The 14,631-nt window shown below is 53.0% G+C and carries 3 protein-coding genes and 9 tRNA genes; 4 read left to right on the top strand and 8 right to left on the bottom strand.

Annotation, left to right across the window (positions count from 1 at the left end; translation table 11 throughout):
* Positions 1-26 precede the first annotated feature (26 nt).
* Together ACTUJZ_RS00275 and ACTUJZ_RS00270 are read right to left on the bottom strand one after the other, a co-directional pair.
* A complete protein-coding gene (locus tag ACTUJZ_RS00275) occupies positions 27-9,740 on the bottom strand; it encodes an Ig-like domain-containing protein (protein ID WP_463634267.1) in 9,714 nt (3,237 codons plus the stop codon).
* A 616-nt stretch (positions 9,741-10,356) separates the two neighbouring features.
* Positions 10,357-10,432 (bottom strand) — tRNA-Ala (locus ACTUJZ_RS00270).
* A gap of 194 nt (positions 10,433-10,626) precedes the next feature.
* On the opposite strand from ACTUJZ_RS00270, the gene ACTUJZ_RS00265 reads away from it, so the two are divergent.
* Positions 10,627-10,977, top strand: a complete 351-nt coding sequence (locus ACTUJZ_RS00265; RefSeq protein ID WP_463634266.1) for a hypothetical protein — start codon at positions 10,627-10,629, stop codon at positions 10,975-10,977.
* A gap of 372 nt (positions 10,978-11,349) precedes the next feature.
* Here ACTUJZ_RS00265 and ACTUJZ_RS00260 read toward each other — a convergent pair.
* From ACTUJZ_RS00260 to gltX, 6 genes are all read right to left on the bottom strand, one after another.
* Positions 11,350-11,425: transfer RNA gene (locus ACTUJZ_RS00260), tRNA-Glu, on the bottom strand.
* A 190-nt stretch (positions 11,426-11,615) separates the two neighbouring features.
* Positions 11,616-11,691 (bottom strand) — tRNA-Glu (locus tag ACTUJZ_RS00255).
* Between the two features lie 117 nt (positions 11,692-11,808).
* Positions 11,809-11,884: transfer RNA gene (locus tag ACTUJZ_RS00250), tRNA-Glu, on the bottom strand.
* Between the two features lie 150 nt (positions 11,885-12,034).
* Positions 12,035-12,110: transfer RNA gene (locus ACTUJZ_RS00245), tRNA-Glu, on the bottom strand.
* A 203-nt stretch (positions 12,111-12,313) separates the two neighbouring features.
* A tRNA-Ala gene (locus ACTUJZ_RS00240) sits at positions 12,314-12,389 on the bottom strand.
* 111 nt (positions 12,390-12,500) lie between these two features.
* Positions 12,501-13,910 (bottom strand): glutamate--tRNA ligase, encoded by a 1,410-nt coding sequence (gene gltX / locus ACTUJZ_RS00235; RefSeq protein WP_463634265.1) that lies wholly within the window; start codon positions 13,908-13,910, stop codon positions 12,501-12,503.
* A gap of 253 nt (positions 13,911-14,163) precedes the next feature.
* On the opposite strand from gltX, the gene ACTUJZ_RS00230 reads away from it, so the two are divergent.
* The 3 genes from ACTUJZ_RS00230 to ACTUJZ_RS00220 all read left to right on the top strand — a co-directional run bounded on the left by ACTUJZ_RS00230 (position 14,164) and on the right by ACTUJZ_RS00220 (position 14,440).
* A tRNA-Val gene (locus ACTUJZ_RS00230) sits at positions 14,164-14,239 on the top strand.
* A gap of 25 nt (positions 14,240-14,264) precedes the next feature.
* Positions 14,265-14,340, top strand: a tRNA-Val gene (locus tag ACTUJZ_RS00225).
* 24 nt (positions 14,341-14,364) lie between these two features.
* Positions 14,365-14,440: transfer RNA gene (locus ACTUJZ_RS00220), tRNA-Val, on the top strand.
* Positions 14,441-14,631 lie beyond the last annotated feature (191 nt).

The raw sequence follows: 14,631 nt of genomic DNA, 5'->3' as shown, positions 1-14,631 counted from the left end.
AGTTGTATTCTTTTAATTCTTAATTATTAATGGCGGCGCAGGTAACGGCGCTGCCAGGCAGCCGCCGCCCCCAGCAGAAGCAGCCAGTACAGCGCGCCGCCAGATTTATTTTCGATGCGCACTGGTTTTGGCTCAACCTCAACCTGAACGATGCCGCTTTGCTCGGCAAAGTTGTCATCGGCAACGGTATAGGTAATACGGTCAGTACCTTCAAATCCTTTGGCTGCCACATACTCCAGTTCCTGGTTGGGCAGAATGAAGACACTGCCATGCTCGGCCTGGGCTTCTACTACGCTCAGGGTGTCGGCATCCGGGTCACTGTCGTTTGCCAGTACATCAATTTGCGTGATGCTGTCAGCCACCACAGTGATTTGCTCGCCCACCACGATGGGCGCGCGGTTATCCACCACCTCAATGACCATGTCGGCAGAAGCGGTCCCCCCACGATTATCGGTGATGCCGTAAACCAGCGTGACCTGGCCGACAAAGTTGGCCGGTGGGGTGTAGGTGACTTCGGTGTCGCTAAAGGTGGCGGTGCCCAGCGGGGCAGCCACTGATGTGATGCGCAAGGTGTCTCCATCGGCATCGCTGTCATTGCCCAGCGGGGCAAAGGTTTGCGCTGCGTTGAAGATCATTTCGTACTCATCATCGGCTGCTACCGGCGCCTGGTTGGCCTGCTGGCTTTGCAATACGCCCACACCACCCGGGTCAACAACAGTGCTGTTGGCAATGCCGTCAGCATCGTTGGGGCCACCATCGGTGATACTGACCTGCACACACCAGTGCCCGGCAGTTAATCCCGGCGTCCACACATCGCCGCCCGGCGGTGGGCAGTAGCCTGGTTCACCGGCTGTTGAGCGCAATTGGTTAGCGCCACTTTCATCAAAGGTTACCCAGCCGGTGGCCTCGGTATATTTACGGTACACCGCCTGTTCAGGCACCGGATTACGCTGTGGCATTACGATGCTATAGGTGTCACCGCGGCGCGGCAGGCCGTAGGCGATAAAGTCAAAGATACCACCCACATTTTGCGCCTGTTCATCAGGTGCCAACCCGGCCAGGCGGGACAGATCATCTTCGATAATCTGCGCACCGCCGGTTTGGCCGCGAATAGCACCGTCACCGATGCGCAGGCACACACCCGGGTCGCCTTCTACCAGATAGCCGTTCACAAATTCACGCTCTTCGGGCAATACATTGCATTCGTTTATGGGATCCTGCCAATCAGGAATGCCGTCACGATCGGTGTCTTTGTACCCTTCCACATCATCCGGGATGCCGTCTCCGTCACTGTCCTGGCCAGTCAGGGTTGCAAGTGAGTCCACCACCTGTAAAAACAGCGAGTTGGTGTCGCCATAGGCAGTATCGTCAGCGTCGGTGATTTGCGCGGTTAGCATATATATGCCCGGGCGCAATGCAGACGGGTCAAAGGTAAAGGTGGCTGGCTCGCTATCAGTGTCGGTTAAGGCGTCATTCCGCACCTGCCAGCTAAACTGATACACATTGGTGGCATCGGGGTGGGCAATTTCGGAGCTGACCACCACATCACCACCATTACGGGCAATCACCACCCGCTGATCCGTGCTCTGCACTGCATTGAGGGTCAAACGCGGATCCACATTTTGCTCGGCAATGGTCATGGTGTGGGTGGCCTTGTTACCGCGGTTCAACGCTGCAGAAAGGCTTACCTCGATAGTTTCATCACCTTCGGTCAGTGCATCACTGAATGTATCAAAGCGAATGCGGGCCGTGGTGCCAGCCTGCAGCACAATCTGTCCAGCTATGAGATCATGATCCTGGGCGTCGGCCGTACCGCTGACCTCAAACGGGATCACCAGGGGATAGTCGGGTGAGGCACCGTTTAGGTGGACACCCACACTGGCACTTTGGCCTTCCAGCACAAACTGATCCTTGTCCAGCGACACCAGCGGGCGCACCCGGACCAACTGGCTGGCAATCGACTGACGACCGGCCGCATCGGTGGCACTCCAATAGGCAATATTGGTGCCTGGTTTATAGAAAGTCACGCCATCTACCAGTGATACCGGCAGCGGGTTGCCTAAGCGGTCCACCGCCGAGGCCACGCCCAGGTCAATTTTGGTAAACAAGGCATTGGCATCTTCTAAGATATCCGCTGGCACCGTGATCACCGGTGCTAAGGGGTCCACCTCTCCGTCTACCGTAACCAGCACGTTGGCCGAAGCGGTCTGGCCGACGATGTCGCGAATGGTGTAATGCATCAGGGCAAAGCCGCTAAAGCCAGAGGCCGGCTGGTACCGCACCGCATTGTTTTCAATGCTTACCTGGCCCAGGCGGGTTTTCACGCCAATCACGGTCAGCGCATCGCCTTCCGGATCACGGTCATTATCCAGCACCGGGATAAGAATGGCACCCGCCTGTCCGGCGGTGGCGGTATCATCCAGCGCCAGTGGTTTGTCGTTTTGCTCTCCGATGCGCACTGTGACAGTGGCAATGTTGGATTGTTCGATGCCGTCGCTGGCCACATAGGTAAAGCTGTCTTCGCCATTAAAATCATCTGTGGGCGTATAGGTGACCCGCGGCAGGGTACCGGCCAGTTTACCGGCTGGTGCGCTGAGCAACTCATAGGTCAGATTATCGCCATCCGGATCGATTCCCTCTAAGGCCAGGGCAATGCTTTGGTCTTCGCCAATCTCAATCACCATGTCTTCAAGCACCGGTGGCGCGTTGGGGCTAATTACCGCCACCGGCCAGGTGGCGCACACAGGTGCAATGCCGTCGGTAATACACACTTCCACTTCAGCCTCGCCTTCAAAGCCAGGTACGGGGGTAAAGATCACGTCCCCTGCACCACCCAGGCTTACCGAACCATTCACCGCCCGCATGGAGCTGATAGTCAGGTCGTCTTCGTCTACATCGCGCGCAGCAGCCAGCACCCCGATGGTCAACGGCGCATCGATAAAGGTGGTTTGTGGGCTGGCGCTTAGCACCGATGCATCATTGATAGGCAAGACAGTCACCGGTAAACGGCCTGTAGCGCTACCACCCGCGGTGTCGCTGACCACAAAGCTGATTTGGGCCGGGCCGTTAAAATCGGCTGATGGTACAAACAGCAATCCACCGGCGGTATCGACCGACACTGTGCCCTGATCCGAGGCCAGGCCAGACAAGCTCAGCACATCGCCATCAATATCGCTGGCAATGCTAGCCAGCGGCACAGTCAACTGGCTGTCCTCGTCCATGTCCATGCCGGCCATGACCATAATGGCCGCATTTTGAGCGTCCACCTGACCGGCGATGACCGGGGTATCGTTGACCGGTGTGACTGTCACAGTCAGGCTGCCCTGGCTGGTAAGCGCGGTAGGATCGGTGATTTGGTAAGTCACCACAGCGTCACCATAAAAATCTGCTGCCGGGGTATAGCGCACTGTTTGGCTGTCTACCACAGTAACACTGCCCACATCGGCGCTGGCGGACACCAGGGTAATGGTCTCGCCGTCCACATCAATGTCATTAGCGGTGACCTGCAGCTGGCCACTGTTGTCCTCGGCGACGGTCAGGCTATCAGCGATAGCCACCGGTGCGTCCGGTAAGGCATTAATGGTTAGCTGTGCGGTGGCAGTGGCAAATCCGCCGGCCTGATCGGTGACGGTGTAACTCACACTGTCCTGGCCATTATCATCTGTCGCCGGGGTGTACACCAGCGCAGTCGCGGTTTCATTAAGGGTGACAGCGCCCCGGGTGCTTGTGCTATCTATGCTATCAATCAGCAGGAACTGGCCATTGTCGGCATCGCTGTCATTAGCCAATACAGCCAACGTGGTAGCGGCACTGTCTTCATTCAGCGTGAAGCTGTCAGCGACGGCTGCCGGCAATTGGTTTTGCAGTTCAACCTGTAGGGGTGCGCCCTGCAAATAGACCGGTACGCCACGACTATCGACATAACTAAAGGCCGGCACGATGTCTAACGGTGTCAGACTGGCCTGCGGCACCAAAGAGGCCGTATCCACTGTGATGGTGACCACCAACTCTTCGGCATTGGCATCATTGTCGGCATTGATCACGCCACCCAAAGACAGTTGAGCAGCCTGCGCGGTTTGCACCAGGGTCACGGCCACCGGCGTTTGCGCCGCGGCCTGGTTGAGCTGGCCGGGGTTGGCGGCAAAACTTAACGCATTATCAAAAGCACGAGCTGCGCCGGCTTGCGCCTGTACCTGCATGGTACCAGGCAATTCAAGATACAGTTCGCCCTGCTCGTACGCCCCCGCCGGAATGGTCAGCGTGTAGTCCAGGGTCAGGGTTTCACCCTGAATAAAGGTTGCCCCATCAGTGGCCGGGTTGCTGGTGCTTACCAACTGTGCCTGCATAGCAAACGCTGGCGCAGCAGCATCGGTCACGCTGACCAACCCCGCTTGCACACCATCGCTGCTATCACTGTTGGCATCAGACAGTACATCGGTGAAATTCGCACCACTGACGGTGCCCTGCGACTGCAGCACAAAGTCAGGTTGGCTGCCGTTGGCTTTAACCACATAGGTCAGGGTCGCCGAGCCGCCCGCGGCCAGATTACCCAGGTTGGCAGTGACCGGGGCCTCAGCCACAATCACACCCTGGCTGACTGAGGCTGAGCCGGTCACATACTGGCTATCATCCGGCAGCGGATGAACAATGCGCACATCCTGCGCCGCCTGACTACCGGTGTTGTAAGCACGCACCCGGTAGCTGATTTCATCGGCATTATCAACCAGACCATCACCGTCGATATCTTTGGACAACCACCAGCTTTCGCTGATCTGAACAGCTGGCGCGGCGGTGCCATTAGGCCCGATAGCGGTAAACTGGAGCGGCTGAGCACCGTCTACTGCGATACCGTTGGCATCCAGTGCCTGGCTGGGTAGCTGATCGGCATTCAGGCTACCATTCAGGCTAAACAGTTCACTGTCAGGATTGCTGTTGGTGTTGACCAGCGGAGCATCGACTTGCACGGTCAGCGTTACCGTGGCAATTGCATTGGCTGGCAATGACGCCAATACGGCATCAACCGTTTGCCCGCTGGCAGACACGCTGCCACCGGCAACTGTGCCGCTGACAAAGGTCAGGCCGGCAGGCAGTGTTTGCTGCAGGGCCAAATTGGTGATGGCTTCGCTGCCACTGTTGGTCACCTGAAGATTCAACTCCAACGTATCGCCGGCACTTACCGCCTGATTACTATCAGCATCACCGGTTAGGGAAAATGAAAAGGCTGTAGCTACAGCAGCCGTGGCTTCTGCCGGGCTGCCTACCCGCACCAGGTTGGGCTGGTCACCATTTTGGTCGTTATTATCAGCATCGGTGGGCTCGCCCACAGTATCGTCAGAGTCCACCTGTCCCTGCAGTGTAATCAAGGCTCCTGGCTGCACTGCGTCATCAACACGCAATACAAACTCTACAGAAAGGCTGTCAGCCCCGGCCAGGTTGGCCTGGCTCACTGATACGCCGTTGCTGGTATCAATGGTGGCACCGGCTGCTATCACGCTGCCCACGACCAGAGTGGTGTAGGTAGGCACGGGGTGGCTGAAGACGACATTGCTGACATCGGCACCATTATTGGTCATCAGCGCTGTCACTGTTAACTCATCACCAGCGTCAGCCACACCATTGCCGTTGGCATCATAGCTTAAGGCAACAGATTGCGCGGCGGCTAAAAAGGCCGCGTTGCCCACACTCACAGACTCGGAAACCGTAAAACTATAGCTGCGCTCATCCGGGTTGCTGCCTGCAGCACTGGTATAAGTCCCGGCCACAGTGGTGATATTCAGCGCACTATTCACCACCGCGTCGTTGGCAACCTGAGCTTTGAAGGTGAAGGTTTTGGCGCCATCGGCCACCGTAATTGCACCTAAATCCACCGCCAGCTGGCCGGGCACCGATGTGTCGCTACTGCCCTGCCCGGCAAAGCTGCCGGTCACCAACTTAAGACCATCGGGTAGCTGTAAGGCCACCTGGCTGTCGTGGGCGGTGGCGCTGTTTGCACCTGGCGTGGCGGTAAAGGTATAGGTCACGGTATCACCTAAGGACACCACATTTTTACTGGCCTGAAGCTGAGTGGTGAGGGCCGGCTCAATAATCGCAATAGCCTGGGAAACCGGCCCGACTGCGGCAGCATCGCTGCTCAGATTGCCTGTAAATGTCAGGCTATCACCAGCATTGACCTGCACAGAATCTTCGATGATCACATCCAGCGCAATGGTTAAAAAGTCATTCAGGTTGCTGGCATCAGCGGTGTTACTCACATTGCCCAAGTCAACAGTAACCCGGTTCCCACTAACTGCAGCAGTGGCAGTACCGGTGTAACTGACATTTTCTTCCACCGACACTGTACTGTTACCCAGTCGCGTACCATCGGGTAAATCCAGCGTAAACACCACATTGGTAATGTCGCCTTCGACCAAATCCACCTGATTATCCAGGGTCACAGTATCACCCAGCGTGAAGTTGGTATCCGTATGACGGGCGTTGAGCCGGGTCTGCAGCGCCAGTGCACTGTTCACGGTCATGGTCGAGCTTACTGATTCCAGATAATTATTCAGCGTGGCATCATTATCATCATTGCCGCCATCAGCACTGGTGCGGCCGCCACCATCCACCAGACTGGTGTAGTCCACCTGCGCGGTACTGGTCAAGGTCTGGCCGGCCTGGGCACTGTTGGCCAGTACCACATCGTAGGCTAACGTCACGCTGGCATTGGGCCCCAGCGAGAGAGCTGGCAGGCTGATGGTATCGTTAGCCTGATTGGTCTGGCTGATAATGGCATCGGTGCTGCTTACCACAGTATAGGAGCCGTTTAACCAAACATCGCCGCTATCAATGACTACGCTGATATTGCTGAAGGTTAAACCTGTCCCGCTACCGTCTGGCGCGCCCAACAGTTCGGTTGGCATCACATCGCGCACATCCACCTGATAGGCAGTGGCATGCAGGGCCTGGTTGGTCAGCGTGGTTTGATAACGCACCGTATCGCCGGCATCTTTGTCGGCAGCGCCGCCAATAAACTGCTGAGTCAGCTCAAGATCAGGCTCTCGCAGGGTGACCTGACTGGTATCGCCAGGCAGTGGTTGCGTGGCGCCCTGGTAGTTCAGGGTGGCAGTGGCGGTACGCACTTCGCCTTCCTGGTTCGCCAGGCTGTTATCCACACTCACTGGTACCTCAATGGTTAACTGTTGGCTAACCGACGCAGAGTTGGTGATTGACCCCAAATTCAGTTCTACCGGATTTGTGCCTGCCACCGGGCTGGTGTCTGGCGACCCGGTGTAGGAAAACTGGCTGTCCGGCTGGGTGATGATAATTGGCTCACCGGAATAGCTTAGGCCTGCGGGAAGATCCAGGGTGTAGGTAAAATTATCCGTGGTGCCGGTGGGCAGCGAAAAGCTCACCGTGTACGAATACGCCTGGCCAATTACCACGTCAGACGCCGACGTTTGCAGGGAAACCTGCGGTGCGCCCGCCACCAGGGTTTCGCTAGCTACCGCACGCAGTTGGTTAACCGCCTGGTTCGAGGTATTTTTGCGGTTGGTACCGGTGCGCTCACCGGTATCGCTGCCAGCACTACCGGAAAACGAGTCGAGTGAACGTTCACTGCCGTTGCCTTTAAGGCTGGTCAGCGAGACTGTCGCTTCAGCATTGATTTGCTCTTCAAAACCAATCGCCGGATCTACGTTGGCCTCGTATATCAGGGTGATGGTCTCGCCCGGGGCCAGATAGCGCTCGCCCTGCGCCAGACAATTTGCATTGACGCTTATTTCCTGGCCGGATTGGCCTAAGCACGCGGCGACATCGACATTGCCACGGGACAAAATTGCAGACTGCAATGCGCTGTAGGTCAATCTGGAGGGCAGCGTTTGTGCCAGCAGCCAGTCCCAGCCACGCGCCACATGGGTACCGCTCTGGTTTTCCAGTACCAGCGTGAAGGTGACTGTCTGGCCACCGGTGACACTGGTGGGGTTAGCCGTTAAAGTTGCACCTACATTAGGCTCCACAATCACACTTTGGGTGCTTTGGTGATGGCTTTGCAACCTGTTGGCCTGATTAATGTAATTAATATTGGCCTGGACCGATTTAGTGTCGCCGCGGTTATTGGCCGTAGTATTGAGCGCTAAAGTTTTAAAGGTAAAAACCAGTTGCTCAGCATTGTTATCATTATCATTGTTTTGCACATCACCGACATTCACCAGTAATGTTTTGCCGTCCTGGCCTACAGACACATTTTGCGCTGTGGGTGACAGCGTCAGCACGCTGCTTTGCAAGCCACTATCCGATACTTCTGCCAGCTTGCCGCTATTGGCAATATATTGCAGACCGTCAGGCAGCAGCACGCTCAATAGTCGATTTTCGGTGCCATCCTGGGTCAGACCTTCAGGAATATTGACGGTGACTTCATAGGTTTGGGTTTCACCAATGGCCAGCTCTGGGGTGGCCCGATGGGCGGTCCAGGTGGCAGACGAGCCGATGCTGGTGATGCTTTCAACCGTCGGGTTTTCAGTGGCGGCCACCGTCTCGCGAGTGCGGGTTTGGGCGCGCTGCAGTTTAGGGCTACCCTGCTGGCTATCGCCCACCGCCTGTGCATTTAAAGTAAAGGCTGCGCCGCTTTGAACATTGCTGCGGGCAACGCCCTGATAGGCCACGGTGACACTTTGGCCCGGTGGCAACACGGTAGTGCCAGCTGCTGTGAAGGTAACGGTATTCGCAGTAAAGCCAAAGCTATAGCCGGCCGGCGTGGTGCTGGCGGTGATAGACGTTGCATCCAGCAAGCTGGTATTGACCGCTTCGGAAATCACCACATCGTAAGCTGGCGCAGTTCCATTATTAGTTACGACATACTGGATGGTAATGGTATCACCGGCCGAAAGCCCTTCAGCCGGAGTCACTGTGCTCGTGATAGCCAGATCATGTTCAGCAAATTGTTTGGTGGTGTTCGCGCTTACCGCGGCGCCGGAAAAGTCGGTATAGCCGATGCTGGCTGATGCTTGTTTGTTTTGCAAAGCTCTGCTGGCACTATTGGCTTCGGAATCTTTCACATCAGCCTGAAAAGCAATCACCAGGCTGTTATCGCTGCTATTACCGTTGGCTGTAGTGGTAGTTGTTCCTGACAACTCTATAACTATTTGTTGAACCCCGTCTCTACTGGTCGTGATTACAGCGGACTGCAAGGCTCCCGCAGTACCGCTAAAGCCAGTAGCATCCAGTTGTTCGCTGCCGGAAACAAAACCCAAACCGGCCGGCAATGTGACATTCACCGTCAGCGCATTCACAATTCCTTCGGGTAAGGTCACAGTGGCATCGTAGCTGAGGACATCGCCCACCACGATGTGGTCGGCTGACCCTTGCGGATTAACACTGGAAACAGCTAAAGCGATCTGAGCAGACGCTACAGTCAATTCGCTGGTAGCTGTGCCCGATTGCAATGGCGCATCATTTGCGCCATTGTTCCAGCTCACCGACGCAGTTGAAGTCAGTGATTGATTGGGAATAACATTATTCGAGACATCCCTGGTATAGGTAACAGAGAGCGTGGAACCAGCTTTTAACGTTTGGTTTAGAGCAAAGGTTCCTGCTTCTAATGAGCCACTATAATCGGCCGTGTTAACATTATCGACTTGAACAGTTGCCACACTTGCCGGCTCGAGGCCATCCACAACCGGCACGGCCAGAGTCAAATCAGAAGCTTCTGTGCCACCCATATTGGTGACAACAATGCTGTAGCTTAGCGAGTCGCCCGCATCCACATGGTTGAAGTCAGAACTTTCTGAATTTTGTACTAAATTGATGGCAAGATCTGGTGCGCTGATTGTCCAGATTCTATAGCTAGAATCGGTGGAATATGAAACAGGCCGGGTATCGCTTCGTAATTGATATGTTCTTAAATCATTATTTGCCAACGCTGCACTCGCGGCGAGTAAAAGCAGGGCGGGAAACACAGTAATGCACACCGCGCCCAATTTCACCTTGTCATAAATGCCTGGTCTATTTGCTAATGCTGACTTAACCACAGACAACCATCTCAGTGCTGGGAATATGGCGGAAAATTTCAATATTGTGAGCCCTAGACTTTAGAAAACCGAAGCAAACTGAAGCGCCTGCCGGCTGGCAAAAGTGCTGAACCCTTCATCCGGAAAGAACGACAATTTCGCTTTTTATTAAAGCGTAGGAAACAATAGGTATGAGAAGTTATTTGTGAGTATACAAGGTATCAGAAACTTTACTTTTTATAGACTAAAGTGCACCACGGCGACGAGTTATTCAGCTTGTAGGCTAGATTAATCAAAGATAAAAATAAGGTTATTGTCGAACGACAAAAGAATATTGAAACTATAAATATGCTGATATGCATCAATGAAGGATTGGTGGAGCCAGGCGGGATCGAACCGCCGACCTCTTGCATGCCATGCAAGCGCTCTCCCAGCTGAGCTATGGCCCCGATGTTTGTCTGAGCAACACGAGAACTGGCGTTCTCAGCCCTAACCAACGTGTGTGATACTAGGTATAAGTCATTGCCGTGTCAACGGTTTATTTAAATAATATAGTTAACCAGAAGCTGTTTGCTTATTCTTTGTTCGCACCGCTGTTAGTTAGTCATTCGGCAACAACCAGGGTCTCCTTAGAATGCATATAATGCTGACAACTACCGCCGTTTTCAGGTTTGCCATGCCCCCCACGGAGATCGCGGCCTGCGCCGCGATGACGCTCTTTTATTACGGCTTTCGCCAATTCATCGTCATCCCGGCAGCCGCCGGGATCTCCTTGATTGCTTATAATGCTGACAACTACCGCCGTTTTCAGGTTTGCCATGCCCCCACGGAGATCGCGGCCTGCGCCGCGATGACGCTCTTTTATTACGGCTTTCGCCAATTCATCGTCATCCCGGCAGCCGCCGGGAGCTCCTTGGAATATTTTGAAGCCAGCAACTACCGCCTTTTTCAGACTCGCCATGCCCTTGGGAGATCGCGACTTTCGTCGCAATGACGGTCTTTGTTTACGACTTTCGCCAACTCATCGTCATCCCGGCCTACGCCTTATACAACATCGTCATTCCGGCAGCAGCCGGAATCTCCTTGGGTAGCTTTTAATACTCACAACTACCGTCTTTTTTAAGCTTGCCGTGACAGGTGGGAGATCGCGACTTTTGTTGCGAGGACGGTCTTTCTTTACGGCTTTCGTCAATTCATCGTCATCCCGGCAGCAGCCGGGATCTCCTTGGGTTACTTCAAATGCCGACAACTACCGCCTTCTGCAGGCGTACCATGCCCTTTAGGAGATCGCGGCCTGCGCCGGGATAACTGGATTTTCAGTAAATAACAGGCATAAAAAAACCAGCCCGAAGGCTGGTTTTGTATATGGCGTCCCCTAGGGGATTCGAACCCCTGTTACCGCCGTGAAAGGGCGGTGTCCTAGGCCTCTAGACGAAGGGGACAAAATTTTTGCTTATCGTTGCACTGCAACGATAAAATTTTGTCTGGGAAAAATTTCAACATTGAAATTTTTCGGCCTTTTCGTGCTCATAAGAGCATTAGACTTAGACGTTTTTTGTAAGAGTACCATCTTAAAAAGAATAGTAGTCTTAACCTAAGAATTTCACAGTTGCGGACTGTGACACCGTAAAATGGCGTCCCCTAGGGGATTCGAACCCCTGTTACCGCCGTGAAAGGGCGGTGTCCTAGGCCTCTAGACGAAGGGGACAAAAAATCTTCCATCAAAAGCTACGCTTTTGAGATTTTTTGTAAGGAAATACTCTGCAAAAAGAATATAATCCTTAACCTAAGAACCTCACAGTTGCGGACTGTGACACCGTAAAAATGGCGTCCCCTAGGGGATTCGAACCCCTGTTACCGCCGTGAAAGGGCGGTGTCCTAGGCCTCTAGACGAAGGGGACAAAAAATCTTTCTTCAAAAGCTGGGCTTTTGAGATTTTTTGTAAGGTGAAATGCATTAGCATCTTATTGGTTTACTGACGACTAATAAGCCCCAAGTAACCTAACCTTAACCTAAGAACTTCACAGTTGCGGACTGTGACACCGTAAAAATGGCGTCCCCTAGGGGATTCGAACCCCTGTTACCGCCGTGAAAGGGCGGTGTCCTAGGCCTCTAGACGAAGGGGACAAAATTTTTGTTCATCGTTGCACTGCAACGATAAAATTTTGTCTGGGAAAAATTTCAACATTAAAATTTTTCGGCCTTATCCTGCTCACAAGAGCATTGGACTTAGACATTTTATGTAAGATTATTTTTTTAGTAAAATGACAATCTTAACCTAAGAACTTAATCTTACTTGCGACAACCCGCTTGCGCGCATCATCTAAATTTGGTGGAGCCAGGCGGGATCGAACCGCCGACCTCTTGCATGCCATGCAAGCGCTCTCCCAGCTGAGCTATGGCCCCGTACTTACCGAAACAACGTTAACCCACTGTACGTGGTGTTTGTTGTTCCGTGACAGCGGGGCGCATTCTAGGCATACCCCACTGCCCTGTCAACGGTTTTTTAGGGAATATTTATGAATTTTCCCTGTTTGCTATAAATTTGAGCGCATTGTCTATTCTGTGCGCAACTTTCTGTTTAGAAATAAGATTCAGGGTTTCATCCAAGGCAGGTGAATTGCCCCCACCGGTCACTGCCACCCGCAATGGCATGCCGATTTTACCCATGCCTACTTCTAATTCTTCAGCCGTCGCATTAATAGCAGCCTGAATGTTTTCAGGGTTCCAGGTTTTAATTGCTTCAAGCTTTTGTTTAACCAGCTCCAGTGGCTCTTTAGCTACCGGACGCAGATGCTTTTTGGCTGCCTTTTCATCAAACTCACTGAAGTCCTCATAAAAGTAACGGCTGATTTGTGCCATTTCTTTTAAGGTTTTAACGCGGTCGGCTTGAATAGCTATTACATCTTCTAACACCGGGCCGGTTTCTAAACTGATGCCCTGCTCTTCAAAATGCCATTTGGCATGGCTGGCCACTTCGCTGGCGGGCAGCTCTTTCATATAGTGTTGATTCAACCAGATCAGTTTTTCGGTATTAAAGGCCGATGCAGACTGACCAATCGCATCCAGACTGAAGTGCTCAATCATTTCATCCAGTGAAAAGATCTCCTGATCGCCGTGTGCCCAACCTAAACGAACCAGATAATTCAGCAGCGCCTGTGGCAAAAAGCCATCATCACGGTACTGCATTACGCTCACGGCATTATGACGCTTGGACAACTTTTTACCGTCGTCACCTAAAATCATCGATACATGGGCATAATCAGGTACTGGTGCGCCCAGGGCTTTTAAAATATTAATCTGGCGCGGCGTATTATTAATGTGGTCTTCACCACGCACCACGTGAGTGATGCCCATATCCCAGTCATCTACAACCACACAAAAATTGTAAGTGGGCGTGCCGTCGCTGCGAGCAATGATCAAATCATCCAGTTCGGTATTGCTGATTTCAATCTTGCCACGGATATGGTCGTTAATAACAACCGTACCTTCCTGTGGATTTTTAAAGCGCACTGCATATGACTGACCTTCAGGATGATCGGTGCGATCACGCCAGGTGCCAGGATAGCGCGGTTTTTCGCCACGGGCTTTTTGCTCTTCGCGAATGGCATCCAGCTCTTCACCACTCATAAAGCATTTATACGCTTTGCCTTCTGCCAGCAATTGATCCACCAGCTCTTTATAGCGGTCAAAGCGCTCGGTTTGCAGATACGGACCCTTATCCCAGTTTAAGCCCAACCATTGCATGCCATCTAAAATGGCTTGTTTGGCATCCTCGGTAGAACGTTCGATATCAGTATCTTCAATACGCAGAACAAATTCCCCGCCCTGGCTTTTTGCATATAACCAGGAATATAAAGCCGTACGGGCGCCACCCACGTGAAGATAGCCGGTTGGGCTTGGGGCAAATCGAGTTACAACAGACATGTGTGCTCTCTTTAAGAATAAAAAAGTGGCAGTATTCTACCAGTGTTCGGGCGGGGGCAAAATACTGTTGCTTACTCTGAGGTACGATTAAGCCACGGATTCTGCAGGAAAATTAAGCAAAACAAGGCTTAATGGTGACTTTTCGAGCAAACAAACACTTTTCTTACTTTTTGTAGATGATTGGTGTTGACAGTTTTCATCGTGGCTCTATAATACCGCCCCACTTGCCCAAGACGGCAAGTCACAAATCAAAGGACGCTTAGCTCAGTTGGGAGAGCATCGCCCTTACAAGGCGAGGGTCACTGGTTCAAGTCCAGTAGCGTCCACCACTTTGATTTGTAATGTAAATGATGAGGACGCTTAGCTCAGTTGGGAGAGCATCGCCCTTACAAGGCGAGGGTCACTGGTTCAAGTCCAGTAGCGTCCACCACCTCTTCATCATTTACTACAATATGGACGCTTAGCTCAGTTGGGAGAGCATCGCCCTTACAAGGCGAGGGTCACTGGTTCAAGTCCAGTAGCGTCCACCACTTTCTCCCTGTATTTACTCTCTTTTTGTTAACATTACGACACTGGTTCAACCGTTTCTCGGCGAGTCACAGTAGCGTCCACCACTTTCTCCCTGTATTTACTCTCTTTTTGTTAACATTACGACACTGGTTCAACCGTTTCTCGGCGAGTCCCAGTAGCGTCCACCACTTTCTCCCTGTATTTACTTTCT

The sequence above is a fragment of the Alteromonas sp. WD8-37 genome (genome assembly GCF_055326825.1).
This window is presented reverse-complemented; position numbering and strand designations above follow the sequence as displayed.

Excerpts from the sequence above, each read along its gene's own strand:
- gltX (WP_463634265.1), bottom strand. The coding sequence starts at position 13,910 with ATGTCTGTTGTAACTCGATTTGCCCCAAGCCCAACCGGCTATCTTCAC.
- ACTUJZ_RS00265 (WP_463634266.1), top strand. The coding sequence starts at position 10,627 with ATGCTGACAACTACCGCCGTTTTCAGGTTTGCCATGCCCCCCACGGAG.